This window comes from Flavobacterium sp. FG19 (genome assembly GCF_057809475.1).
Map to the genome: position 1 here is coordinate 188638 of NZ_JBMDKA010000006.1, position 26228 is coordinate 214865.

Sequence of the window (26228 nt, forward strand, 5' to 3'; positions counted from 1 at the left end):
ATTATGGGAGCTTTCAGCCAAAAATCAAAACCAAATCCTTCTACCCCTTCCGCCTTTAGTCCGAGAAGAGGCGAGGATTTTTTTGGTGTGCAGGCGAAGCTCAATATTGGAAAATCCAATGATAAATATGAAGTCGAAGCTGATAAAGCTGCCGATCAGATAATCGCACAAAAACAAAATACGGTTTCAGAACCTTTCTTTAGTCCGCCTCATCCAGTTCAGAAAAAAGCTGACGAACCAGCAAAAAAAGAAGAAACTGAAAACACCGCACAGGAAAAGCCTTTAGCCGAATCTATCACACCGGTGGTACAGTTAAAAACAGAAAAAGAAGAAACCATACAAAACAAAACCGAAAATACAATACCGGAAACTTCTAAACCTGTTGAAAAAACCACTGTTCCAAAGCCATTACTGCAGCCAAAGAAAACCGAGGATGAAATTCAGGCTAAAGAGGAAGAAGAAATACAGGCCAAAGAAGACGAAAAAGAACTGCAGATGAGTGCCTCTGCAGATGCCAATCCTTCCGAAAACTCTAATCTGGAAAGCAATTTAAATCAAAGTAAAGGCGGCGGATCTCCTTTGTCAGGATCTGTAAAAAACGAAATGGAATCCGGTTTTGGCGCCGATTTCAGCAAAGTAAAAATCCATAACGATTCGAATGCTGTCCAGATGAACAAAGAATTAGGTTCACAGGCATTTGCAAATGGTAATGATATTTATTTTAACGAAGGCAAATACAACCCGGCTTCAACAGCGGGGAAACACTTATTAGCACATGAATTAACCCATACTGTACAGCAGGGTGCCAGTAGCGTACAGCCTAAAATGATTCAGAAAACTGCCGCTCCCCCTGCCTCCGCTACGCCAGTACCGGCAACAAATGAAAGCGTTTCCCTGCAGACTGCATCATTTACACCTACAGAAGCAATAGGAGCACAAATTGAAGCAGCCGGAAACAGAGGGGCAGATGTAAACGTAACCTTTGGTCAATGGGCATCAGGTACTATCAAAATGAAAAAAAATACCGATGGTACCTATAACACAAAAGACAACAGACAAAGTATTAATCTCGGCATCAGTTATTTAAGCCCCTTTAGCAGCGTAAACATAACCCCGGTTCTGGCTATTCAGGTCGAAAATGATACAATATCGGGTTATATTACCGTAAAAACCGGAGACCGCTTAATAGGAAATCCGGCAGGACTCATCAATGCCATTAAAGACCATAGCGAAACCTTTGGCTGGGCAGGTATTGATGTAACCAGTGTTCCTAATATCCAAAACAGCATCGAAGGAGGAAATCTGACCTTAACCGCAAACGGAATTCCTGTACAGCTGGGCGGCTTTGTAAATGGGTCGCTTGATTTTGGGCTTCAGGGTGAAAATATCACTTTCAGAGCCAGCGGAACTATTGAAGTCCCTAATTTAAATCCGGCCCAAATTACAATTGAACGCAATGCTGAAGGGAATATAACAGGTGAAATTGACCTGGCTGTAAATATGGCCAATTTTAACGGAAGTATCCATGCCGCATTTTTAAATGGAACTTTCGACATAAGAGGAACAGTAGGTTACCAAACCGAAAAAATAAGCGGACAGGTAACCTTATTAGTTACAGATGCCGCTACTGCCAGAAATGCCGCTTTAAGTCAGCTGGATCCTTCTCAGATCGATGAAAGCGCCAGAGCATCAAATGGCGTTCCTGAAGCCAACAGCGGACCAACTCCCGGACCAAGAGCCATGGCCGGATGGGGAGAAGTTGATTTTAGTTTTACAGAATGGATGACCGGAAAAGCGATGGTCATTATCGATAATGAAGGCCATGTGACTATTCATGGCGAAATTACACCGCCTGCAGAAGTTGAACTGTTTGCACAGCGGGATTATATCAGAGAAATATTTACAGTAGAAGTCCGCACAATGTATGGTGTTCCTCTAGTAGGGAATGTTTTTCTGTTTGCCAACATTGGACTCGAAGCACTTGCTAAAATTGGTCCTGCTAAAATTTATAACATCAGAGCTGTCGGAACTTATTCTACGGATCCTGCTGTATTTAATGACTTTAGCCTTTCGGCTTCTTTTAACATGTCTATGTTTGCCGGACTGCGTTTAAGAGCAGAAGGCGGCTTGGGTGTTGAACTTTTAGGACACGACATAAAAGTAGGTGTCGGAGTCAATGCACTGGCCGGAATCAGAGGATATGTTGATGCGACACCAACGATAGGCTACCGTGAAACCGCTTCTCCGGAAGCCGGAAGACAAGGAGAATTTTATATTCACGGGCATGCTGAAATGGCCGCACAGCCTTTTCTGGCACTGGGCGGAGACTTGTTTGTTGAATTAGACAGCCCGTGGTGGTCACCTGCTCCTGATGATAAATGGACCTGGCCGCTGGGCGAGCTGGAATATCCTCTGCCTGGTGAGTTTGGTATTGGTGCCGATGTTGATTATGTTTTAGGTTCCGATCAATTACCGGAAGTCGAATTTGCTCCGGTTGATTTCAACTCCGATAAATTCATGACCGATTTAATGAACGATCATGTACCACCTGCTCAGTCAACAAATGCAGAACATCCGGCAGAATTTCAGGAAGGAGCCGCCGGAGGAACCGGAAGTGAAACACCTCAGGTTACCGACTCCGCCGGAAATCCTCATGCAGGAGAAACCGGAACACCTCCTGGTGCCGATGCGCCGCCAAATCCTCCTACTCCCGAAGTATTAAGACACTGGGGAACTGGTTTAGAAGCCCTGCGCAGTCTGGCCACAGAATCAGAACAAAGTCCGCTGAATGAAGAACAAATCCATTCAAGGTTAGATATCATACGAACACGAAACCACTTTACGAGACTTACTGCGGCCCGAAGCGGACAAAACTGGAACATTCATGCCGAAATGCCAAATATTAACAACAACAATACCCCAATTACAGTAAAAGCGGCTCCGGCTGCAGAAGGCGCAGAATCTGGCAGAAACGCTGATATTCCGGCTATTGTAGGATTACAACATGCTGTAAATGTTGACGGAGGCCACAATCTTAAAATTGAAGGGACCGTTGAACGTGTTGAAATTAATGTTTACAGCGATAAACAAACCTTAAATCAGCTCTTAAATAACAAACGACAGGAAATACATGAGGCCAGGGAATCAGATGCTGAATATCCTGCCAAATCAAGAGCCATTGAGAATTTATTCAGAGAGAAAAATGTACTGGGAACCAATATTGGCAGTTACAAAAGAGCTGTAGACAGCGCTTACCTGGCCGGACATGGCAATGAGCCTGTTCGCCTTGCTTATGAAAATATACGAACCAATCTGACTAATATTGCCACAGATCTGGCTGTAATAGGCGTACTGGAACACCGAATTGAACTGCCTGTATCTCATGTTGAATTTGACACCGATACCCAGGGAAGAGCTTATATACTGAGAGCTGCTCCTTTAACAAAAATTCCGGGCAATACCAGAGGTTCCACCCCAACCAATGATCCGAAAGGCTGGTCGAACATACCAGTTTCATTACGAAGCAGCGGTCAATGGGTAAGAGCACACCTTTTAAATCACAGGTTACATGGTCCGGGAACAGCTCAGAATTTATTTCCTGGTACACGAGATATGAATTTAAGAGATATGGAAAACCAGATTGAGCATTTTGCCAAAGAAGCGGTATGGGATAATAATCAGATCTTATATTACAATGTTGATGTTTCCTATGGTAATACAGGAGTTTTTGAAGATATCCCGAATATAGTTTCTATGAGCTATGGATTATATGATACCGAAACCAGACAAAGAGGTGCGGCTGTAAAATCCTTACGTTTCACACAATCTCCTCCTTCTGCAGTTGTACAGGTAACCGTAAATAGTTCCTCATCCAGTGCCCTGAATGAAAAAGCAGTCAGCGCAGGGGTAACCGGAATGTCCGGCTTCTTTGACAGGCTGGTAAGAGCAAGACCATCCGGTGGTTATCAAAATCTTATTCAGGTCAGAAATGCAGTATCAGCAGCGTATACAGATCAATCAGCCTTTATGAGTGCCTATACCAAATTTAATGACCTTATAAATTCTAATACATTACAATATGACTGATTTTAAAAAATTATTTTCATGGACTTTAATTGAAGAGATCGGCAATGCTTATACTCACGAAATCCTTATTAAAACACCGGTAACCGTGGCATTACCTCCTAAAGAATTAAAAACAGAACTGAGTATTGACCATTCCATTTTGGAATTTTACAAACAGACTTCCCGGCTTGAAGTAGCATGGGAATTAACAGACACGCCTGACAATACGGAACCTTTTCAAAAAGATGAATTTTTAATTGAAAACTATTTCAAAAAAGAGTACTCCTGGCCTTTCGTAAAAGAACTGTTAAGCGGTTACATCAACATTACTTCTTCTGATTTTATTTTCGACAAGGAGTACAATGACAGTCAAACCTTTACACATACTTTAAATACCCTTAAAATAACAGATACGTTTTTTGCTTTTGATATCCAGAGTTCTCTTACTGCCTGTTTTAAAAAGACAGACAATAAGGTTCTGGATACCATCTGGCTTATACATACGGATGCGAACCAGATTTATGACATGAAAATTGGCATAGAAGAATACCTGAACCTGGCGTATCAGGCAAAATGCCTTAAAAACTGGCAGCTGGCCTACTTATTTGGCAAAAAAGTTCCGGAAAATGAACTTTTGATGCGTTTTATTCCTTTTATCTTCAGTCATATTAAAACTGATCTTTCATCATTTGAAAAACACCACTTATGAAAAATATCAAAGCATTACTCCAATATCAGTTTGAAATTCAAATGGATAAACTTTTTGGTAATGAAATTCAAAAAGAAGTACCTGTCTATGCCGTAGATAAACGTTCTTTTGTCGAACACTTTGTTATCGAAAATAAGCTTCCTCAAATTGAAATTTTAATATTGGGACTGGCATTGATCCCGCACGTCCATCCCGAGTTTTTATCTTCCCTGGTGGCAGATTACCTGCCTGATGGCGGAGAACTCCCTGAATTTGGCGGTATTAAATCCAAAAACCACCGCGGAATTTTACCAACAGGCGAAACGGCCCAGTTTTTAATTGCCGGAAATGATCTCGACAGTCGGATTTCCTTTTACAATTATCTGCACAATCAGTCTTTTTTATATCAAAAAGGAATTATCAAATTAGAAACTGTTCCTTACGGAGAACCCAAACTCAGCGGTTTACTGGTTCTGGAAGACGAGTATATCGAAAAATTCATGACCGGAAAAATCCTGAAACCAAAAATGAGCAGTATTTTTCCGGCGCAGCTGATTGAAACACAGTTAGACTGGGATGATCTCGTACTTAATACCAGCACTTTAAATCAGATTAAAGAAATAGAAACCTGGCTTAAGTTTAATGACATCCTGCTAAATGAATGGGATATGAAATCCAAAATAAAACCCGGTTTCAGGGTGATGTTTTATGGTGCGCCCGGAACCGGGAAAACACTCACGGCCTCACTTCTGGGAAAATACACCCAAAAAGATGTATATAGAATTGATTTGTCGATGATCATCTCTAAATATATTGGCGAAACCGAAAAAAACCTTTCTTCGCTGTTTGATAAAGCTGCCGATAAAGACTGGATTCTCTTTTTTGATGAAGCCGATGCCGTTTTCGGGAAAAGAACCAACGTAAGGGATGCCCATGATAAATACGCCAATCAGGAAGTTTCGTACCTGCTGCAGCGTATCGAAAACCATCCGGGACTGGTCATTCTGGCTTCTAATTTTAAAGCCAATATTGATGCTGCGTTTACAAGGAGATTTCAGTCTATAATTGAATTTGAAGTTCCTTCCCATACCGAACGCCTGCAATTATGGAAAAACAATCTGCCTAAAGGGAAAAAAATCGCAGAAGACGTAAACCTGAACGAGCTTTCAAAAAAATACGATATTACAGGCGCTAATATTGTAAACATTATTCAGTATGCCTGTCTAAAAACACTGGAAGATCAAAACGAAAGTATTCATCTTAACCACCTGCTCCAAGGCATCAAAAAAGAATATGCAAAAGAAGGAAAAATGATGTAACAGGTGCTGTTTACGGTTTTTCACTTATCCTGTAAAAAAGCCTTCTGTCAATAGAAATAACAATCTCAGACAGCATTTCAAATCTGTACTTCATCAGGTATAACAACAACTTTAATAAAATTCATAATTTTCTAAACCTCTGTTTATTCTTAAGCATGAATAGTTTTAGCTGACTTACAAGATTTAAAAAATGTATAGGCTCTTTTTTCGGCATAAGAATACATAGAATTACGCAGTGGAAAAGCACAATGGCCGCCATACTTTGGAGTTTCCAGATAAACATAATCACTGTCCTGTGCAATCGCTCTTGGATAACATCTTTCACCCAAAAAAGGATCATCGAGCGAATTGATAATCAAAACCGGAACGGTTATATCTTTCAGTGAAAATTCAGGTGAAACTTGCTGGTAATAGTCATCACGGCTGGCAAAACCATGCAGCGGTGCTGTAAAATAATGATCTACTTCATCGAAAGAAGAAATAGTATCAATCTGATCACGGTTTATAAAATCAGGAAACTGGGCTGCTTTGTACCGCAGTTTCTTTTTAATATCAATGGTAAAATTCTTTAAATACACCCTGTTAAAACCCTGTTTCAGAATAGCTGCACTTGTGGCAATGTGAGTTGGTACCGAAATAGAAACCCCTGCTTTGACACGTTCATCAATTTTTGTCCAGCCAAAATAATTCAAAAGCTGCACACCTCCCATTGAATACCCAATCAGATATACCTCTTCAAATCCTTTTCGCAGAACAAACTGCACCACTTCATCCAGATCGTCTACCGCACCGTGATGATAGAGCCTCGGCAGCCGGTTCATTTCGCCGCCGCAGGTACGGTTATTCCATGCAAAAACAGAAAACCCTTTTTGTTGAAAATAATCTGCACAGCTGTTATTGTAAGTTCTTCGGGAATCTCCTTCCAGACCATGACATAAAATAACGGCTTTTTTGGGGTCATTGATCAAAAAATCAATAGTAATGAAATCCCCGTCCTTCAACTCATGTTTTTCCCTTGTATATCCCGGAACTTCAAACTTTTTAAACAAAGCGGCATAAATAGTCGAGAAATGCCTGTTCCGATGCATAATCGAAGGAAAATTATATTCTGATTGTTCAATTATAGGCATAATGGGAAAAATTTGCTGGTACGTAATACAAATCTAAGAAATCAAACAATATGTAGTTTAAAACTGTCTTTTTTTATTTCTTTTTTGTACACTAAGTTCAAAAGTTTTTTTTTGGGAAACGATCCCTAAATATTTTTTTACAGAAAAAAATAACCTGTTTTTAAAATAAGGTATTTCTTTCAGCACTAAAAAACAAGTAAAAATACCTACTTATAAATCAACTATTTACCGTAAATTTAAACAACATTTTAAAAACGTCCTTATCTGCCGAAAACCATTTGTATAATAACAGCATTTTTAAGTTTTATTAGTGAGCAATAAATAATTAAAAAACGAAGGTTATGAGAATTGGAATTATTGGAATCAGCAATCTTATTATGGAATTAGCCTGCCGTTCTTCTCAGGCCGGATTTGAAGTAATTGTAAACAATCCCAGAGGCAGCAGTCTGATTAGGGATGTAGTTGGAAAAATGGGATCCAATGTTAGTCTTGGGTCTATAGAAGAGGCAGCGGCTGCTGATATAATACTGCTCTTCGTCCCTAAAGATGACCTGGAACGGGTTATTCAGAGCCTGCCGGATATGTCCGGAAAAATAATCGTACATACCAGCGGTCTTATTTTTGACCCGCAGTCTCTGCTTTCAGGAATTACCAATGCCATGACTTACAAAATTACCGCTTCACTCCTTCCTGAAGCCCATGTTGTAAAACTGTTCAATCCGGTTGAGATAAAACCCAAACGTTCACATACTGATTACGGAACCAAAGAAAAAATCTTTTTCATTGCAGACCATGCCGATTCCAGAAATAGTGTAAGAGCCTTTTTAAAGAAACTGGATTTTTCACCAATGGATCTTTCCGGAAGACTGCACCTTCAAAATGCCGGTGTCAATCTTAAAACCATTATAAACCCGCTTTCTGTTAATCCGTTTAAGAACAATCAGAATTAAGTACCGTAATAGTAGGTTTTGATGTTATTATCGAAAAGTACTTTATAGTCTGATTCGATAAAACCTTATGATTCCCTAAAGTGATATTAGAAGCCTTATAGTTTGTATGGGCTATCTTATCTACAACACTTTGGTGAATCAAAGTACCTGTACGGAATTTTCTCTGCGGCCATAATCTAAAATCAATTCTTACATTATGAAAACGACTGCTTCTGCTGTAGCGCAGTCTCGGAACAAAATCAAAAATTTTAAATCCTAATGTAAGAGAATTATGGATAGGCAGCGTATAATCCGGTTTTTGATAACTTGAATTTACTCCGTAAACATAGCGGTCAACTTTGTTTTTTAACAGTAGTAAATCATGATGAGAAGCTTCAGCGAGCATCCACTCCAGAGCTATTTTAGACAAACCTTCAACAGGATATGAACCTCCTACATCAGAATGCACTCCTGCAAAAAGCACCTCTTTGCAGTCTGAATGTTGTTCTGAGACTTCATAAAAATCATAATGTTTTCTTCTTTCATCTATGGCAATGGCATGTCTGACCGTTTTGGCAATTCCCAAACTTCTGGAATACGGAAAACTTTTATAGTAATTTATTAATCCTCCGGCGGCCACAACGGTATCCCAAATCCCAATAAAATGAATTTCTGCCGGTCTTGAAAATCGGGATTTAAAAGAACTGGCCATCTGAAATAACTTATCCCCTTTTACATAAATTTCGAGGGCATATCGTAAATGTCCCTGATTTCCTTTGTACAGTAAACCAAACATTTCAATTAGTCCGCTGAGCATTCGCACGGTATAAGCGCCGCGGCTGAATCCAAACAGGTAAATTTTATCTCCTTTTTCATAATTATCCATTAAAAAAATATAAGCATTTTTAACGTTTTCTTCGAGGCTCGAAGCAGAGACCAGATCTTTTATGACCCTCCATTTTCTAAGCAGCCAGTTTTTTGTCCCGCTCGGAGCAATAGTTCCTACACCCGGATGATAATAGGTTATCTGCCTGTCACTTTTTTCAAGGCAGCTGTATAAATGAAGAACATTGGTATTTTCGTTTATGGTTAGTTTGTTGTCTGTTCCATCACAACAGATTACTATATTTTTTGACATTATCTGACTTTTTAAAATGATACAAAAATTGAAATAAACCCGAAAGAAGACCTGAAACATAATTTCCTCTTCTGTAACATATTTATTTCAAAGAATAAATATGTATAAAGATGCCGTTATAAAATAGTTTTTAAACTTACTCGTCTAAAATCCAGCTTTATTTTCCGGAATCATGAGTTTGTTTTATTAAACTCTCTGATTGTTCATATACCGTATAATCTGGGTGTCAGTAAGCCAGCCCGCCAATTCATTATTTACATCCATCACAAACAAATCTTTATAATTTTTTTCATTCATTATTTTTCTGGCCTCTTCTACTTTTTTGTCCTGGCTGATATTTACAAATTCAGTAACTTCCGGATTCGCCTTTATAAATGCATCAAGTGTTGCAGCAGGTGTTTTCTTTAGCATTTCATTGCTCAGGGTACTTTTATGTATGATACATTTCACTTTCCCTTTCTCTAAAATAGGCAGTCTGCTTTTATTAATACTCTCCAGAAAATCACGCAGTCCTTTTAAATTAAAAGTAATGACAAGAGAGTTTTCAATATCAACAGATACCATCGTAAACTTATCTATCATTACCTGTTTTACCAGTATATCATCCAAAATGTCGGGGGTTAGTTTATCTATCACCTGGCTATAACTTTTGGCTGCCGCTTCAAAATTGGCTTTGCCAAAATAAAAAGCTAAAATGGTTCCCATCCAGGTACTGATAAGCGGTAATAAAATCGTAAAAAGTTTTTCAGCATATTCCGGTTCTTTAGAGCAGGTAATCCAATAAATCACCATAAACATTATGATGATAAAAGAAGCGAAAAGGATCAGTTTAGCAATAAAAGTATTGGTTTCATTCTCTTCCATAATTTCTTGTATTAAATGAGACTATTCTATATTTCCCTACATCTCTGAATTATTATTATTTTTCTCCTAATCTGTAAATAAATCATAACGTCCCGCAGCCACCACATCAAATATAAACAGTTTAAAAATATAAAAATCAAGTACTTATACCTAATTTAAAGTATACTAATTTCTCTTTTTTTAGTATAAAAGAAAGTTTATTACAATACAAATAGTAACTTTAAATATCCGTGCTTTTTAAAACTGCCGAATCAACCGGACAGTAAGAGAATCAAAATAAAAAACAAGATTTCTTTTTTCTTAATCTACATTAATCAGCCGGTTTTTAATTGTACTGTACATTTGTAAAAGAAATTCAACAATACCAAAATCAAAATATCATGGAAACTATAAAACTAGAATTAGACGAAAAAAAACATGGCGCTTTTAATCTGTATGCAGAAGGTAAAAAACTGGGCGAAATGACTGTAAGCCTTAAACCCGATCTATTAACGGTTTACCATACCGGAGTAGAACCGGAAGCTGAAGGCAAAGGTTATGCAAAGAAATTATTAGAAGAAATGGTTTCTTATGTACGAGCCAATAATTTGATGGTTTTACCTCTTTGTCCGTATGTACACGCACAATTTAAAAGACATCCGGATGAATATCAGGATATCTGGAAAAAATAATTTTAATTAAAAAAAACATAACTTATGAATACAGAAGTTTTAACAGACGGCGTTCCTTTAAATGAAGCCAAAAAAGCTTTAATTATGATTCACGGACGCGGTGCCAGTGCTCACGATATACTTTCTCTGGCAAAACATCTTAAAGTGGATGATTTTGCTTTGGTCGCTCCTCAGGCAGAAAACACTACCTGGTATCCGTATTCTTTTTTAGCTCCGATAAATGAAAATGAACCTGCATTTTCAAAATCATTAGAAGCTATTCATCAGGTAGTGGTAGCAATTCAGCAAAACGGCATTGAAAAAGAAAACATTTACTTTCTTGGGTTTTCTCAGGGCGCTTGTCTGGCTTTAGAATTTACATCCCGAAATGCTGCGAAATACGGTGGTGTTGCAGCTTTTACCGGTGGATTAATTGGCGATCAGGTTTATGAAAATCATTATAAAGGAAATTTTGAAAACACACCTGTTTTTATCGGAACCAGCGATCCTGATTTTCATGTTCCCGTTGAAAGAGTAAATGCAACAGAAGAACTAATGAAAAAACTGGGTGCAGATGTTACCAAAAAAATCTACCCGAATATGGGACATACCATTAGTCAGGACGAAGTAACTTGTGCAAATGCATTAATTTTCAAAAAAAAATAATGATTACAATAACTCGTGTTTACAGTGATACCAATGGCGAAAGTCATTTTGAAGACTTTGAAGTTCCTTTAAAAAACAACGGAGATATTGGATTTCTGTCTGAAGATGAACCCGTAAAATCTGTAGTTTTTAGAGAAGTACTTCCTTCTTATGATTACGACTTTCATAATGCACCAGATCGTCAGTATATTGTTTTACTGGAAGGCGGTGTAGAAATTGAAACTTCATTAGGAGAAAAAAGAAAATTTGAAACCGGATCTATTCTGTTAGTTGAAGACACTACAGGAAAAGGGCATAAAACAAAAAATCTCGAACCCAAACTTCGAAAATCAATATTTATCAAATTATAAACTGCCGGCAGCCTGCCGGCTTTTTTATTTCCTCTGTTTCGTTTGATAATTATGCCTAAAAAACAAAAAAAGTCTTTCTTAAAATACTTTATTTTCTAAATAAAACGGCTTCCTTCATAAAATGGCGATATATCGTCATATCAAAAAAAACACAACACAGATAAAGCTTTACATCACAAGTATTTAAAACATCTGGAATGTTATTTGGTTATGAATTTCTGAATAAAAAAATGGTCTTTTATTTCTTAATCTAGGTTAATCGGTCCGGAAGGATAATGGAGGTAAATTTGTATAAGAAATCAACGAAAAATCAATAACAATTAATAATACAAATACCATGGAAAACAGAATCTTAGGTTTACACCATATTACTGCAATTGCAGGTGACGCCAAACGCAATTTTGACTTTTATTCAAAAATATTAGGATTACGATTTATTAAAAAAACAGTAAATTTTGATGATCCGGGAACCTACCATTTTTATTTTGGTGACGAAATCGGAAGTGCCGGAACTATTTTAACTTTTTTCCCTTGGGGTGAAGGCATTCAGCAGGGAAGAAAAGGTTCCGGAATGGCAACTGAAATTGGCTATTCCGTCCCTAAAGGCAGTCTCGGCTTCTGGCAGGAACGTTTTGAAAAATACAATGTTATCTACAATAAACCGGCCGAAAAATTCGGAGAAAAATACCTTACTTTCTTAGATCCGGACGGTTTAAAACTGGAACTAATCGAATCTAAAACAGAAGACAGCAGAAAACCCTGGGAAACCGATGAAGTAAAAGCTGATGTGGCGACCAAAGGTTTTCATAACATCACTTTGACTTTAAACGATATCAAACCTACTGCAGCAGTTTTAACTGAAATTTTTGGTTACAAATTAATCGATCAGGATGTAAATCGTTACCGTTATGCAACAGATGCTGTCGAAAATGCCGCTATTGTAGATTTGGTAGAATTAACAGATGAAAAACGCGGACTTGGCGCTAACGGAACTGTTCATCACGTTGCTTTTAGAGTAAAAAATGATGAGATTTTAATGCACTTCCGTGAAAAAGTAGAAGCTTACGGATTGTCTATTACACCGCAAATCGACAGAAATTATTTCCATTCACTGTATTTCAGAGAACCAGGCGGGGTTTTATTCGAAATTGCTACTGATAATCCCGGTTTTACTGTAGACGAAAGCGTAGAAGAATTAGGTAAAAACTTAAAACTTCCTGCTCAATACGAAGCACACAGAAAAAGTATTGAAGATCATTTGGTTAAAATTAATTAATCCAAAAAAATCGGTACATAGCAACCTAAAAAAAGAGTACTTTTAAGATAAAAAACTGATAAACAACAAATTAAATTAAAACACTCTAAAAAAAATGTTTTCTATGTGCCGGTTATAATTCTCTGAACAAACAATCATTAAAATAATAAATCATGGCAAAAATAGCATTATACGGATTTGGCCGAATTGGAAGACAGTTCCTTCGAGTGGCCTTAAAAAACAATCTTTTTGTTCCTGAAGTTATTGCAGACATTCAGGATATTGACCTGCTTGGAGCACTTTTTAGTGTTGATACTAATTATGGAAGATGGCACGAAGAAGTCAAAACAGCTGATGATAATTTTATCATTGGTGACAGAAAAATTCCGTACAAAAATTCGAAACTGGATATTCCGGAATGGAAAGCTTTAGGAGTTGATCTCGTTGTAGATTGTACAGGACGTGCCACAACCAGAGACAATGCACAGAAACACATTGACAAGGGTGCAAAATATGTTCTGGTCAGTGCACCAAGTAAATCACTTGCCGATTGCGATGCTGTGCTTTTAAAAGGAATTAATTTAGAAGAATTTGATTCTGCCAGCCATAAAATCATTAGTATGGGAAGCTGTACGACAAATGGTCTGGCTGCGGTAGTAAAAGTAATTCAGGAGAATTTCGGAATCGAATACGGTCTGTTTTCAACCGTTCACTCCTACACCAACACCCAATCTTTAACCGATCAGCCAATGAAAGACCGACGTGATTCATGGGCTGCTGCAGAAAATATAATTCCGTCTTCATCTGGTGCTGCGAGAGCTTTGCAGTTTATCTGGAAAGATTTAAAAATTACCGGAAAAGCGTATCGTGTTCCAACAAAAACCGGAAGTATCGCCGAGCTTAATCTGGTAACTACTAAAGACTGCACTGTCGAAGAAGTAAACGATGCATTTAGAAAAGCGGCGTCTGAAGGTCCCTTAAAAGGCGTTATGGATGTTTTAGAAGAGCAATGGACCTCTGCAAGAATTGTTGCCGATCCGCATTCTTCTATTATCGATCTGCCGCTTACCGCAAAAGAAGGAAATCTGCTTTCTGTAGCCGCATGGTACGATAATGAGTGGGGATTTTCCAACCGTCTTGCCGAAGTAGCAAAATACATTGCCGAAAAAATCTAATTCTATACAACTAAAAAGCTGTCTTAATATTAGACAGCTTTATAATTTATTGGATTGGTTTTAATTTTTTAACTGCTCCATTTGATTTAGAATTTGATTCAGTCTTTCAGATAAATTTCCTTTGACCTCAATTACTTTTAAATCAAAATCACTAATTAATTCATAAAGAATATCATTTACCTCAGCCCTAAGCTCTGGTAAATCAGAACGCGAGCATGAAATTCGATCGGGTTTTTCTATGGGAACAAGTACAAAAACGTCGATTGAACTAATCGCATTTTGAATTTTATTATATACAGATTGAAAATCTAATGTATTATCAACCGCCAGAGCATAGGCCAAAAGATCAATCGGACAACGGTCAAAAATAGCATTTGTGCCACTTCTTGCGATTTGTTTTAAAGAATATTCCAACTGCATCATATAATCATCTTCAGTAGGTATTTCAGAAAAAACAACCCCCATTTCCTGTAATTCAAAATAAGGCTCCGGATAAAAGTCGTAGTCAGGAAAAGATTCATGCAGTTTTTCCGCCAATGTAGTTTTACCTGTCAAATGAGCTCCAATTATAGCTATTCTCATGTCGTTATTATTTTTTAATCATTTTAAAAATCATTGAAAAACAACTAAAAATAATCAAATTAGACACAAAACAAAAAAGCCACTCAAATTGAGTGGCTTTTTGTGATCGCAGAAGGATTCGAACCTTCGACCGCCTGCTTAGAAGGCAGGTGCTCTATCCAGCTGAGCTATGCGACCATTATTTCAAAGTGTCGGGGTGGCAGGATTCGAACCTGCGGCCTCCTGCTCCCAAAGCAGGCGCGATAACCGGGCTACGCTACACCCCGAGGCAAAATTTAAGCGGAGAGACAGGGACTCGAACCCTGGCGACGGTTACCCGTCGACAGATTAGCAATCTGCTCCATTACCGCTCTGGCACCTCTCCAAGCTCAAGAAACGTGTTCTGTTTTGCGGTTGCAAAGGTATAACAACATTACATATCTCACAAGCTTTTTTTCGATTTTTTTTAGTTTTTTTTAATCTTTTTTTCAAATTACTTCACAATCAAACGAATAGAAATAACAAAAATTTCACCTTAAATTTAAAATTCACCCTATTCAATACAAAATTTGAATTTATTCAAATAAACAGTAAATTTGCTAGATAACTATTATTAAACAGAACATGAACAAAAGAGTTGTTATCGTTTCTGCCGTTAGAACACCTATCGGAAGTTTCATGGGCGGGTTATCTACTGTACCTGCACCAAAATTAGGCGCTGCCGCTATAAAAGGAGCCCTTTCAAAAATTAACCTTGACCCAAAATTAGTCGATGAAGTTTTCATGGGGAATGTAATTCAGGCAGGTGTCGGACAAGCTCCGGCAAGACAAGCTGCCCGTTTTGCAGGATTATCAGACGAAGTTGCTGCCACAACAGTAAACAAAGTATGTGCTTCCGGAATGAAAGCCGTAATGTTTGCCACTCAGGCAATCGCATGCGGGGACGCTGAAATTGTAGTAGCGGGCGGAATGGAGAGCATGAGTTTGATTCCACATTATGTACAAATGCGTGCCGGAAACAAATTTGGCCCGGCAACAATGCTGGACGGAATGCAGAAAGATGGTTTAACAGATGCTTACGATAACAACGCAATGGGAGTTTGCGCTGATTTATGTGCAACTGAATATAAAATCAGCCGTGAAGAACAAGACGCTTTCGCAATCCAGTCTTACGAAAGAAGTGCAAAAGCCTGGGATGCCGGAAAATTCGACAATGAAGTTGTTCCTGTTGAAGTACCGCAAAGACGCGGCGAACCTATTATATTTTCTAAAGACGAAGAATATACTAATGTGAAATTAGACAAAATTCCATCTTTAGCACCAGTTTTCACAAAAGACGGAACAGTTACTGCTGCCAATGCTTCAACTATCAATGATGGAGCTGCTGCTTTGGTTTTAATGTCTGAAGAAAAAGCAAATGCATTAGGATTAAAACCTCTTGCTTACATAAAAGGTTACGCAGATGCTGCTCAGGAACCAAAATGGTTTACCACAAGCCCTGCAAAAGCTTTACCAAAAGCATTAGACAAAGCTGGCATTTCAATCTCAGATGTTGATTTCTTTGAATTTAATGAAGCTTTCTCTGTAGTTGGATTAGCCAATGCAAAAATTTTAAATTTAGATAATAACAAAGTAAACGTAAACGGTGGTGCTGTTTCTTTAGGACATCCTCTTGGAGCTTCCGGAGCACGTATTATTGTAACTTTACTTAATGTTTTAGAACAAAACAATGCCAAAACCGGAGCTGCTGCAATTTGCAACGGAGGCGGAGGCGCATCAGCAATTGTTATCGAAAGAGCTTAAAACAATATCACAAAAATCAGGAGTTACAATATGACTCCTGATTTTCAACTTATAAATTTCCTTACATGTTTGGAATTTGCAATTTAGCCATAGTACCCGTTCGAGCTGAAGCTAGTGACAGAAGTGAAATCGTAACACAGCTTTTATTTGGCGAACATATCGAAATTTTAGAACGCCATAATCAATGGGCTAAAATAAGAATTCAGTTTGACGACTATGAAGGCTGGGTTGATTCTAAACAATATCAGGAAATTACCAAGGAGCAATTTGACCTTTTGAGCAAAGAATCAATCATATTAAATGCTGATTTGATTGATTATATCACAGCACCAAACAATCTATTGCTTCCTATTCCGCTTGGAGCTTCCTTATCTTTTTTAAACAATAGCGAAATCAATACTTCCAACTTTGATTTCGAAGGAACCAAAACCAGCGGTGTAAAACCCAAAAGCGCCTTAATCAAAACTGCTTTTATGTATTTGAATGCTCCGTATTTATGGGGCGGAAAAACACCTTTTGGCATAGATTGTTCTGGTTTTACCCAAATGGTTTACAAGCTAAATGGCTACAAAATTCATAGAGACGCTTCTCAGCAGGCACTTGAAGGCGATCCTTTGAGTTTTATTGAAGAATGCGAACCAGGTGATTTGGCCTTTTTTGATAATGAAGAAGGAAATATTACCCATGTCGGCATTATTATGGAAAACAACTACATCATTCATGCAAGTGGAAAAGTTCGTATTGATCGTTTGGACCATACCGGAATTTACAATCCAGAATTAAACAAACACACTCATAAACTTCGTGTAATCAAGAAAATAATCTAATTTCAGAACTTCTAAAAAAGCAAAATGACAAAACTTGAATTATCCAAAACAGGCTTTCAGATTAACAATGTAAACATCGAATTCCCAATTGATATAAAAGTTTTAAAAGAGGCTTTAGGAGATTCCAGATACACTAAAAAAAAGTACAATCATATTTATACTTGGGACGACCAAGGGATTATGGCTTTTTCTAAAGAAGGAGTCCACGTAGAAAGTCTTGCGGTTGAATTTGAAGTTAGAGAATATGATTATTGTGCAAAAAGTATCTTCACAGGAGAATTTCTTTTTGAAGAACAGGAGTTATTTCAGTACTACGAAAACAATAAAAATCAACTTGTAAAACTTTTTAAAGGCGATCGAAGCGGTGCTTTTATCCTAAACGGAATCAGCGTTTGGTTTGATAAAGAAGACGGGGAAATCACAAGTTTGAGTATTTCTCCACGCGAAGAAGAAGAGAAAAAAGCTTCAGCCCCTATTGATCCCGAATTCAAATTCTTTCAACCACTTTGGAAAGAATGGATTTCCGAAATCAATAAAATTGTTTCTGAAAATAATGATTATTACAATCTTGCCGAAGGAATTTCAGAAGACGACATAAATAATCACTCAGTTATTGAAGATGAAATAACAATTCCTACTGCTCTAATAAATTTTTACAAAGTTCAAAATGTCGATTACGATGCCGTTACATCAGCATTTCAGTTGGCGATAAACAATTGGAGTTACGAATTAATTCCGTTTCAAGATATTGCCGAAGAATGGATTTCCATACAAGATCTTCAATTTGACGAAGAGGATTTACCGGAACAAGATGAAGTAGATTTCGAAAAAATCAAAACCAACAACTACGCCAATCCAAAATGGATTCCGTTTGCTACAGGAAGAAACGGAGATTATTTACTTTACGATACCGATCCTGCATCAAAAGGGAAATTTGGACAAATCATAGAACTTCAAAACGAATCCTGGTCAAGAATCATTGTAGCCGATTCGTTAGAAGAATTAATTCAAAATGAAATCAACAATTTAAAAGCGGGTAAAACTGAGCATTTTAGTTTTATTATTGAAAAAGAAAATTAAGGTACGCGGATAAAACAGATTCGCTTTGCGAAAACGCGGATTTACACGGATTTTTTATTTTTTACTCTCGCAGATTAAACAGATTAAGCTGATTGATTTAGAAATCTTTTTCAAATCTGTCAAAATCATTTAAAATCTGCGTGAAATAAAAAATCCTTTTAATTCTTTTAATCTGTGGCAAAAAAAAATAGCGGGAATTTGTAAAATTTGTGGCTAAAAAAGCCTAAGCACTCAATCGAATCGTCTTTCTAAACTCAGACGGACTATACCCTTTTTGCTTTCTAAAGAATTTATTAAAGTGGCTTTCATCCGTAAAACCAAATTCATACGCAATTTCATTAATACGTTTGTCACTAAACTGCAAACGATGCTCAATCAGTTTTGTTTTATAATTACTGATATACTGCTGCATCGTTTCACTAGCATGCTTCTTAAAATAACGTCCTAAATACGTATTCGAAATCCCAAAATAATCACTAATCGATTCCGCTTTAATTTTTTCAGGGAAATAAATATTGTTCTGAATGTATTGCAGAATATCCATTGCCTTTGCCTCTGTTCCAATGTTAACCTGTTCTGGAAGATATTTCGCAATATTTCGGGCCACAATTATAATCAAAGTATTCACCAATTGCTGAATCAATTCCTGATTGTAAACATCTTTATCCTGATGCTCGCGACAGATCGCTTCAATCATAACCTTCACCAGACACTTATCAGGATCATTTTTTAAAATACAGCCCGGCTGATGATTCGCATTTTGAAGAATATATTCCAAACGTTGTACATTCTCGTTTTGCAGACTAGAATTTTTCAAATAAATATCATTAAACCTTAAAAAGAAGAACTTCGTTTCGGTTTCAATGGTAAAATTATGACAATCTTCTGGCGTCAATAAAAACAAATGCCCTGGATCATACTCAAAAATATTTTTATTAATACATTGCCTTCCAGTTCCTTCCAGAATATAAACCAGTTCAAAGAAATTATGGCGATCACCCACATCCGGATATTCGTTTAAAGTTTCAAAAGAAACCGTAAAAGGCTCGTATAAATTCTCTTTTTTCATAATCTGTTTTTATTTGAAGTTGCAAATATACCTAAAAAAGACAAATATATACCAAATTAAAACCTTAAAAATGGTATAATTTTGCCTCGTCAAATTAATCAAAATAAATTTACAATCATGGAATATAGAAAATTAGGCAATTCAGAACTAGAATTATCAGCTATAACATACGGTGCTTTTGCCATTGGCGGAACCATGTGGGGCGGAACCGAAAAGAAAGATTCAATCGAGTCTGTTCAGGCTTCTATCGACCACGGCGTAACCACAATCGACACCGCTCCTTTTTACGGATTTGGTCTAAGCGAAGAAATGATCGGAGAAGCTATAAAACCATACGATCGTTCGAAAGTGCAATTGTTAACCAAATTCGGTTTAGTTTGGGACGGAAGCAACAACGGAAAAGGAGACTTCTTTTTTGATGCTGATGATAACGGAAAACAAGTGCCTATTTACAAATACTCATCAAAAGAAAACGTAATTAAAGAAATCGAAGAAAGCTTAAAACGCCTTAAAACCGATTATATTGATTTATTACAGATTCACTGGCCAGACAGCACAACGCCAATTTCTGAAACCATGGAAGCCGTTGAAACCTTAATTCAGCAAGGAAAAATCAAAGCTTTTGGTGTAAGTAATTACAATATTGAACAAATCAAAGAAGCTCAAAAAACAGTTCAGATTGCATCAGATCAGGTGGCTTACAGTATGTTAAACCGAAGCATCGAAAAAGATTTACTGCCGTTTACCGTCGCAGAAAACATCGGAATCATTGCCTACAGTCCAATGGAAAGAGGCTTATTGACAGGGAAATATTTCACCGACAGCAAATTAAAAGAAAACGATCATCGCAACGGCTACTTCGGAAAATTTGATTTACAAAAAGTAAAAACTCTAATCGAAGAACTAAGTTCACTAGCAAACGACAAACACATTTCTATCGCACAATTGGTATTGCGTTGGACAACATTACAAAAAGGAATCGCAATTGTTTTAGCCGGAGCAAGAAACGCAGAACAAGCCATTTCAAACGCAAAAACAATGGATTTCGATTTATCAGCTTCAGAACTTGCTTTCATTAATGAAGCGCTTTCTAAGTTAGACTAATTATTTTTTAAACACATAGAGACATAGTTATTCGTTGCGTCCAAAGGCGTTTCACTTTTCTAAAAATCACATAGCTATGTGTTAGAAACTAGTTTCTTTCAATTCCCTTTTCAAGAAAGAAAAATCTATGTTTCTATGTGTTTAAAAAAATCTCAACAATTAAAATAATTTGGGCGTGTTTCGCCGCGGCGAACCGGGCTATCCGCTAAATCTTTTACTTTTTAAAGAAAAAAGTAAAAGGATATCGCTCCTATCCCTCACGCATCCGTTTTCAAAAGAAAGACTTATATCTCAATTTAAGCAAATAAAAATTTTGCGACTCTGCGCCTTTGCGAGATTAAAAAATAAAAAATGCGCCTTTAATTTCAATACAAAGACGCTCATAAAACCAACAATAAAATGAAAAAGATATTCATAATTAACGGCGGACAGAAATTTGCCCATTCAGGCGGAAAATTCAACAAAACAGTTCAGGACTGGACAACCGAATTTCTTTCCAAAAACAGCAAATACGAAATCAAAACAACTCACGTAGAAGACGATATCGATCTTGACAAAGAAGTAGAAAAATTTGTTTGGGCAGATGTCATCATTTACCATACACCAGTTTGGTGGTTTCAATTGCCAAACCTTTTCAAAAAATACATCGACGATGTTTTCACAGCAGGTCACAACAAAGGAATCTACAAAAGCGACGGAAGAAGCCGTGTAAATCCAGACATCAACTACGGAACCGGCGGACTTCTACACGGACGTAAATACATGCTGACCACAAGTTGGAATGCTCCCGCAGCTGCTTTCACACTTCCAGGCGAATTCTTCGATCAAAAATCGGTTGATGACGGCGTAATGTTTGGTTTCCACAAAATGAACAAATTCACCGGAATGGAAAAACTGGACGGTTTTCATTTTCATGATGTTGAGAAAGGCGCTACAACAGAAAATATCGCTATCTTTAAAGAGAATTATACGAAACACTTAGAGCAAACTTTTAAAAACTTATAATTATGATTTCGATTACAGCAATTTTAAAAAGTAAACCAGAGCATTTAATTGAAGTTAAAAATATGCTTACTCATTTGGTTACCGAAACTAGAAAAGAAGAGGCCTGCATTCGTTACGATTTACATACCTCCGAAAATGTTTTTATTCTTTGGGAAGAATGGAAAGACCAACCAGGATTAGATTTACACAATAGTCAATCATATCTGCAAGATTTCATCAAAAAAACAGAATCCTTAGTTTCAACTCCAATACAGGTTTACAAAACAGTACAGATTTTATAAGTTTTTTTTTCGCCACGAATTCACGAATTATTTTAAATACTATGCGCATAGATTAAAAAAAAATAAATTCGTGAATTCGTGGCGGAAAAACTATCCAGAAAAAAGCTAAATTGCCTAAAATTCAGAAACATCTATTTTATGAGCAAATACCATCTTGCCGAAATTAATATTGCCAAAATGAAAGGAGTCGATATCAACGATCCGATCATGAAAGAATTTGTAGACAATTTAGATACTGTAAATAAACTAGCAGAAGAAAGCGAAGGTTTTGTATGGAGATTAAAAGACGATACCGACAGCTACAATGCCACAAGTCTGAATCCGTACAATGATGAGCAAATCATCATCAACGTATCGGTTTGGGAAAGTATTGAAACATTGGAACATTATATGTACAAAACTTTTCATAGCGAGTTTCTAAGACGTCGCAAAGAGTGGTTTCAAAAATTCGGAAAAGCCCATACTGCCATGTGGTGGATTCCCGCAGGCCAAATTCCAACCATGGAAGAAGCCGTTGAAAAATTAGATTACCTCCAAAAAAACGGCCCATCAGAATTGGTTTTCGATTTAAGAACTAAATATCCGATGCCTGTTTTATAGCCACGAATTCACGAATTATTTTAAATACTATGCGCATAGATTTAAAAAATAAATTCGTGAATTCGTGGCTATAAAAAACTTATTTAATTCCGCCAAAAGCTCCGAAACACATATTTTTATGTAAGATTTCAACTTTTGAGAAACCTACTTTTTTCATCAAATCCAATTGATAATTCATAGATCTAGGCGAATCCTCTTTCTCAATATAATCTAAAACTTTCTGACGATATTCCGCCCCTCCTATTCCTTCCAAATATTCTCCATAACGCTGCCACGTATATTCGTTCAATAATTCTGTGTCTTGCGTGATTAAGTCTGAAATCATTAAACAACCGCCTGGTTTTAATAATTTAAACAACTTTGTAAAAGTACTTTCCCAATCTTCGTCATCACGTAAATGATGTAAAACTGCTCCTGCTAAAATAATATCAAAGCTGTTTTCTTTTAAATCTACTTCGCGAATATCACCTTGTTTGGTTTCGACTTTTCCGTTTGTTTCTGCTGAAACCCTTTCAAAAGCACGATCTAACATTGGCAAACTCAAATCGACCAAAGTGCAATTCAAATTGGGCACTTTAGACAGCATTTTTAAAGTATAATTTCCAGCCCCACAACCCACATCTAATACAGTTGCAGCATTCGGAACAATACGTTTGGAAGCTTCAGTAATTAATTCCAAAGAAATAGTCGCATCAATTGTGGCGACTTGTCCCGTTTCTAAATTTGAAAATCGTTCGACATCATTATCAAATCGTTCCTTGATTTCTGTAATAGTTGATTTTTTCATGTCTTTTGTTTTTTTTAAACTCTCGCAGATTCAGCAGATTTAGGGGATCTTTTTGCTATTATATGATCGGAATATTTGTGATTAAGAATGATTTTAATAAAATTAATTAATAATCTGCCCTATCTGCTAAATCTGCGAGAGAATTGTTCTTTCTTTTAAAGTTAGAGGTTATTAGTTAAGAGTTATGTGTCATTTCTTTCACGCTTAACTCATAACATTTAACTCTTAACTTCTAAAGCCAAAACTATCTCTTTCATAAATACTTTAAAAATACTATTTTTATCAATCATTAATACTTTTAAAGTATCATGGAATTACGTCACTTAAAATACTTCTTAGCGGTTGCCGAAGAACTGAACTTTACCAAAGCTTCAGAAAAACTCTTTATTTCACAACCGCCATTAAGCCGACAAATCGCAGAACTGGAAGAAGAACTTCAAGCAAAGCTTTTCATCCGAAATAACAAAAAAGTCGAATTGACCGAAGCCGGAAAATATTTCGAAAAAGAAGTAAAAGATCTTTTTCAAAATCTCGAAAGCATTTCATTAAAAACAAAAAAGATAGCCGAAAATGTTTCGGGTGAATTCAGAATCGCTTACATCAGTTCGATATATTCTGCTGTGATTTCAGATTTAATTAAACATCTGAAAACACAGTTCCCGTATGTAAATTTCAAATTGTTTGAGATTTCAACCACCAAACAAATCACTGCTTTGGAGCAAGGAAAAATCGAAATGGGGATTATTCGATCGCCTATTACTTCACCCAAAATACAATCGCATTTATGGTTTCAGGATGGATTTTCGATTGTTTTTAATAAAAAGAACATTCCGCTAAAATCTGAAAAAGAAATACTGAATTTAAAAGATAAAACTTTCGTTTTCTTTAATAAAGATTACGCACCCCATTATCACGAAGTTTTACTGGAATTATGCGCCTTTTATGGCTTTACGCCGAAGATTATTCACGAAGCCAATAACATCAATTCCATTGTACAATTAGTCAAAAATGGATTGGGAATTTCGATTGTTCCATCCAATATCGCCAGAAACAATCATGATCCCGAACTTGGATTTATCGAATTAAAAAAAGTCAATTTAAAAACAGATGTTTCGATTATCACTTTAAGAGAAGATGATTCTGAGATTACACAATCTGCTGTTGCTTTTTTATTGCCACAACGGCGCTAAGACGCTTTTTTCAATCTCGCAAAGTCGCAGAGTCGCAAAGTTTTTATTTAAAAAATAAATTTCACGCAGATTCAGCAGATTTGAGCAGATTTATTTTCAAAAATCATCTGCAGAATCTGCTTAAATCTTATAAAATCTGCGTGAAAGAAAAATCCTTTCCAATCCTTTTAATCTGTGGCAAAAAACTTCGTGCCTTAGCGCCTTAGTAGCCATAACAAAAAATCGTTACAATTTAGTACAGAAATCCGCATCACAAAAAGAGAACTTTTAAATATCTTAGCAAATTCAAATTTTACAATAAAATCTCAATATAAAATGGCTGAGCAATCTTCAATTCAGTGTCCAAACTGCGGAACTCCTATCGATGTCAATGACGTATTAAAACATCAATTGGAAGATAGCATCCGTAAAGAATTCCAACAAAAAGCTACAATTCAAAATAAAGAATTAGAGCTTAAAAATGAGCAATTCGAAAAAGCCAAAGCCGAATTTGAAGCCAAAAAGAAACAAGAAAACGAACTTTTTGCGGAGCGTTTAGAGCGCGAGAAAAAAACAGCCGAAAAAGAAATCTCAGAAAAACTAAAAGCCAAACTCGAAGAAGAAAACAAAGACCGTTTGCTTTTGATGGAAAAAGAACTCTCTGAAAAATCAGAAAAAATCAGGGAATTGAATAAAATGGAAGGCGAAATCGCAAAATTGCAACGCGAAAAACTGGAAATGAAAGAAGCCATTCAAGCCGAAGCGGAAAAACAGTTAAATGCTCAACTGACTTTGGAACGCGAAAAAATCAGAAAACAAGAAGACGATAAAAACGAACTTAAATTCAAAGAACTTCAAAAACAGCTTGAAGAACAAAAAAAGCTGACTGAAGAAATGAAACGCAAGCAGGAACAAGGTTCTATGCAATTGCAAGGCGAAGTAATGGAATTAGCAATTGAAGAATGGCTGGCCAACAACTTCCCTCTTGACAGTATTGACGAAGTTAAAAAAGGCGCAAACGGTGCCGACTGTCTGCAGATTGTAAACACTCGTGAACATCAAAACTGCGGTTCTATTTATTACGAAAGTAAAAGAACCAAAGCATTCCAGCCTTCTTGGATAGAGAAATTCAAAAATGACATTCGTACCAAAAGAGCAAACATTGGAGTTTTGGTTACCGAAGTAATGCCCAACGGAATGGAAAGAATGGGCATGCGAGACGGAATCTGGATTTGCACTTATGAAGAATTTAAAGGTTTGAGTGCCGTTTTACGTCAGTCTCTTATTCAAATTAGTCAAGCCGTGGAAGCTCAGGAGAATAAAGGGGATAAAATGTCAATGTTATATGATTTCTTGACGAGCAACGAATTCCGTTTACAGATTGAAGGAATTGTAGAAGGTTTTACACAAATGCAAAGCGACTTAGATTCAGAAAAAAGAGCAATGCAGAGAATCTGGAAACAGCGCGAAAAACAAATCGAAAAAGTGGTTCATAATACTTTAGGAATGTATGGTTCGATTCGCGGTATTGCCGGAAATGCGGTTCAAAGCGTGAAAGCTTTAGAATTGGATTTTATTGAGGAAGAACCGGAAGAGGAAGATCCTAAGGAATTGTTTGAATAACTTCGATTAAAAAATAAAAGCTCTCGCAGATTTTGCAGATTAAGCAGAAAAAATCAATTTAATCTGTAGAATCTGTGGCAGTAAAAAATA

24 protein-coding genes and 3 tRNA genes are annotated in these 26228 nt (G+C 36.8%); 18 read left to right on the forward strand and 9 right to left on the reverse strand.

Going from position 1 to position 26228, the window contains the following annotated elements; translation table 11 throughout:
• The first annotated feature begins 3 nt into the window (after nucleotides 1-3).
• Genes ACODST_RS08500 through ACODST_RS08510 form a run of 3 tightly spaced genes read left to right on the forward strand, consistent with a single transcriptional unit; the run spans nucleotide 4 to nucleotide 6072 of the window.
• Entirely contained in the window at nucleotides 4-4086 is a 4083-nt protein-coding gene (locus tag ACODST_RS08500; RefSeq protein WP_488931690.1) for an eCIS core domain-containing protein, read from the forward strand.
• The gene (locus ACODST_RS08505) at nucleotides 4079-4774 is read left to right on the forward strand and encodes a hypothetical protein (protein WP_488931691.1); all 696 of its coding nucleotides are present in this window, start codon (nucleotides 4079-4081) and stop codon (nucleotides 4772-4774) included. Before ACODST_RS08500 ends, ACODST_RS08505 begins: the two co-directional genes overlap by 8 nt.
• A complete protein-coding gene (locus tag ACODST_RS08510; protein ID WP_488931692.1) occupies nucleotides 4771-6072 on the forward strand; it encodes an ATP-binding protein in 1302 nt (433 codons plus the stop codon). The genes ACODST_RS08505 and ACODST_RS08510 overlap by 4 nt, the downstream gene beginning before the upstream one ends.
• Before the next feature lie 149 nt (nucleotides 6073-6221).
• Here ACODST_RS08510 and ACODST_RS08515 read toward each other — a convergent pair whose 3' ends face one another.
• Nucleotides 6222-7202: a YheT family hydrolase gene (locus ACODST_RS08515; RefSeq protein WP_488931693.1), complete on the reverse strand. Its 981-nt coding sequence runs from the start codon at nucleotides 7200-7202 to the stop codon at nucleotides 6222-6224.
• A gap of 341 nt (nucleotides 7203-7543) precedes the next feature.
• On the opposite strand from ACODST_RS08515, the gene ACODST_RS08520 reads away from it, so the two are divergent.
• Entirely contained in the window at nucleotides 7544-8152 is a 609-nt protein-coding gene (locus ACODST_RS08520; RefSeq protein ID WP_488931694.1) for an NAD(P)-binding domain-containing protein, read from the forward strand.
• Here ACODST_RS08520 and ACODST_RS08525 read toward each other — a convergent pair.
• Nucleotides 8133-9269, reverse strand: coding sequence for a T6SS phospholipase effector Tle1-like catalytic domain-containing protein (locus tag ACODST_RS08525; RefSeq protein ID WP_488931695.1), 1137 nt, complete (start codon nucleotides 9267-9269; stop codon nucleotides 8133-8135). The genes ACODST_RS08520 and ACODST_RS08525 overlap by 20 nt on opposite strands.
• Nucleotides 9270-9455: 186 nt before the next feature.
• A complete protein-coding gene (locus tag ACODST_RS08530; RefSeq protein WP_488931696.1) occupies nucleotides 9456-10133 on the reverse strand; it encodes a CBS domain-containing protein in 678 nt (225 codons plus the stop codon).
• A 380-nt stretch (nucleotides 10134-10513) separates the two neighbouring features.
• Between ACODST_RS08530 and ACODST_RS08535 the strand changes: the two genes are divergently transcribed.
• The 5 genes from ACODST_RS08535 to ACODST_RS08555 all read left to right on the forward strand — a co-directional run bounded on the left by ACODST_RS08535 (nucleotide 10514) and on the right by ACODST_RS08555 (nucleotide 14229).
• A complete protein-coding gene (locus ACODST_RS08535) occupies nucleotides 10514-10804 on the forward strand; it encodes a GNAT family N-acetyltransferase (RefSeq protein WP_488931697.1) in 291 nt (96 codons plus the stop codon).
• 24 nt (nucleotides 10805-10828) lie between these two features.
• Nucleotides 10829-11449 (forward strand): alpha/beta hydrolase, encoded by a 621-nt coding sequence (locus ACODST_RS08540; RefSeq protein ID WP_488931698.1) that lies wholly within the window; start codon nucleotides 10829-10831, stop codon nucleotides 11447-11449.
• Nucleotides 11449-11799, forward strand: coding sequence for a cupin domain-containing protein (locus ACODST_RS08545; protein ID WP_488931699.1), 351 nt, complete (start codon nucleotides 11449-11451; stop codon nucleotides 11797-11799). The genes ACODST_RS08540 and ACODST_RS08545 overlap by 1 nt, the downstream gene beginning before the upstream one ends.
• A gap of 337 nt (nucleotides 11800-12136) precedes the next feature.
• Nucleotides 12137-13075 (forward strand): ring-cleaving dioxygenase, encoded by a 939-nt coding sequence (locus ACODST_RS08550; RefSeq protein ID WP_488931700.1) that lies wholly within the window; start codon nucleotides 12137-12139, stop codon nucleotides 13073-13075.
• Between the two features lie 152 nt (nucleotides 13076-13227).
• The gene (locus ACODST_RS08555) at nucleotides 13228-14229 is read left to right on the forward strand and encodes a type I glyceraldehyde-3-phosphate dehydrogenase (protein WP_488931701.1); all 1002 of its coding nucleotides are present in this window, start codon (nucleotides 13228-13230) and stop codon (nucleotides 14227-14229) included.
• 60 nt (nucleotides 14230-14289) lie between these two features.
• Here the strand turns inward: ACODST_RS08555 and ACODST_RS08560 are convergent, their stop codons facing one another.
• From ACODST_RS08560 to ACODST_RS08575, 4 genes are all read right to left on the reverse strand, one after another.
• Nucleotides 14290-14811 carry an ATP/GTP-binding protein gene (locus ACODST_RS08560; RefSeq protein WP_488931702.1) on the reverse strand — a complete coding sequence of 174 codons (522 nt, stop codon included), beginning with the start codon at nucleotides 14809-14811 and terminating at the stop codon, nucleotides 14290-14292.
• Between the two features lie 103 nt (nucleotides 14812-14914).
• A tRNA-Arg gene (locus tag ACODST_RS08565) sits at nucleotides 14915-14988 on the reverse strand.
• A gap of 14 nt (nucleotides 14989-15002) precedes the next feature.
• Nucleotides 15003-15077, reverse strand: a tRNA-Pro gene (locus ACODST_RS08570).
• Nucleotides 15078-15091: 14 nt separating this feature from the next.
• Nucleotides 15092-15175, reverse strand: a tRNA-Ser gene (locus ACODST_RS08575).
• A 239-nt stretch (nucleotides 15176-15414) separates the two neighbouring features.
• Between ACODST_RS08575 and ACODST_RS08580 the strand changes: the two genes are divergently transcribed.
• The 3 genes from ACODST_RS08580 to ACODST_RS08590 all read left to right on the forward strand — a co-directional run bounded on the left by ACODST_RS08580 (nucleotide 15415) and on the right by ACODST_RS08590 (nucleotide 18500).
• Nucleotides 15415-16593: an acetyl-CoA C-acyltransferase gene (locus ACODST_RS08580; RefSeq protein ID WP_488931703.1), complete on the forward strand. Its 1179-nt coding sequence runs from the start codon at nucleotides 15415-15417 to the stop codon at nucleotides 16591-16593.
• A 65-nt stretch (nucleotides 16594-16658) separates the two neighbouring features.
• Nucleotides 16659-17420 carry a C40 family peptidase gene (locus tag ACODST_RS08585; protein ID WP_488931704.1) on the forward strand — a complete coding sequence of 254 codons (762 nt, stop codon included), beginning with the start codon at nucleotides 16659-16661 and terminating at the stop codon, nucleotides 17418-17420.
• Nucleotides 17421-17444: 24 nt separating this feature from the next.
• Nucleotides 17445-18500 (forward strand): SMI1/KNR4 family protein, encoded by a 1056-nt coding sequence (locus ACODST_RS08590; protein WP_488931705.1) that lies wholly within the window; start codon nucleotides 17445-17447, stop codon nucleotides 18498-18500.
• Nucleotides 18501-18723: 223 nt separating this feature from the next.
• Here the strand turns inward: ACODST_RS08590 and ACODST_RS08595 are convergent, their stop codons facing one another.
• Nucleotides 18724-19569, reverse strand: coding sequence for an AraC family transcriptional regulator (locus ACODST_RS08595; RefSeq protein WP_109194259.1), 846 nt, complete (start codon nucleotides 19567-19569; stop codon nucleotides 18724-18726).
• Nucleotides 19570-19686: 117 nt separating this feature from the next.
• Here ACODST_RS08595 and ACODST_RS08600 point away from each other — a divergent pair, with 117 nt between their 5' ends.
• The 4 genes from ACODST_RS08600 to ACODST_RS08615 all read left to right on the forward strand — a co-directional run bounded on the left by ACODST_RS08600 (nucleotide 19687) and on the right by ACODST_RS08615 (nucleotide 22559).
• Nucleotides 19687-20673 carry an aldo/keto reductase gene (locus tag ACODST_RS08600; RefSeq protein ID WP_488931706.1) on the forward strand — a complete coding sequence of 329 codons (987 nt, stop codon included), beginning with the start codon at nucleotides 19687-19689 and terminating at the stop codon, nucleotides 20671-20673.
• Nucleotides 20674-21072: 399 nt separating this feature from the next.
• Complete coding sequence (locus tag ACODST_RS08605; protein ID WP_488931707.1) at nucleotides 21073-21678, forward strand: NAD(P)H-dependent oxidoreductase; 606 nt, start codon at nucleotides 21073-21075, stop codon at nucleotides 21676-21678.
• 2 nt (nucleotides 21679-21680) lie between these two features.
• Entirely contained in the window at nucleotides 21681-21959 is a 279-nt protein-coding gene (locus ACODST_RS08610) for a putative quinol monooxygenase (protein ID WP_488931708.1), read from the forward strand.
• A gap of 138 nt (nucleotides 21960-22097) precedes the next feature.
• Nucleotides 22098-22559 (forward strand): DUF3291 domain-containing protein, encoded by a 462-nt coding sequence (locus ACODST_RS08615; RefSeq protein ID WP_488931709.1) that lies wholly within the window; start codon nucleotides 22098-22100, stop codon nucleotides 22557-22559.
• Nucleotides 22560-22638: 79 nt separating this feature from the next.
• Here ACODST_RS08615 and ACODST_RS08620 read toward each other — a convergent pair whose 3' ends face one another.
• Entirely contained in the window at nucleotides 22639-23346 is a 708-nt protein-coding gene (locus ACODST_RS08620) for a class I SAM-dependent methyltransferase (protein ID WP_488931710.1), read from the reverse strand.
• A 308-nt stretch (nucleotides 23347-23654) separates the two neighbouring features.
• Between ACODST_RS08620 and ACODST_RS08625 the strand changes: the two genes are divergently transcribed.
• Both ACODST_RS08625 and ACODST_RS08630 read left to right on the forward strand, forming a co-directional pair.
• Nucleotides 23655-24536: a LysR family transcriptional regulator gene (locus ACODST_RS08625; RefSeq protein ID WP_488931711.1), complete on the forward strand. Its 882-nt coding sequence runs from the start codon at nucleotides 23655-23657 to the stop codon at nucleotides 24534-24536.
• 315 nt (nucleotides 24537-24851) lie between these two features.
• Nucleotides 24852-26138, forward strand: coding sequence for a DUF2130 domain-containing protein (locus ACODST_RS08630; RefSeq protein ID WP_488931712.1), 1287 nt, complete (start codon nucleotides 24852-24854; stop codon nucleotides 26136-26138).
• Nucleotides 26139-26228 lie beyond the last annotated feature (90 nt).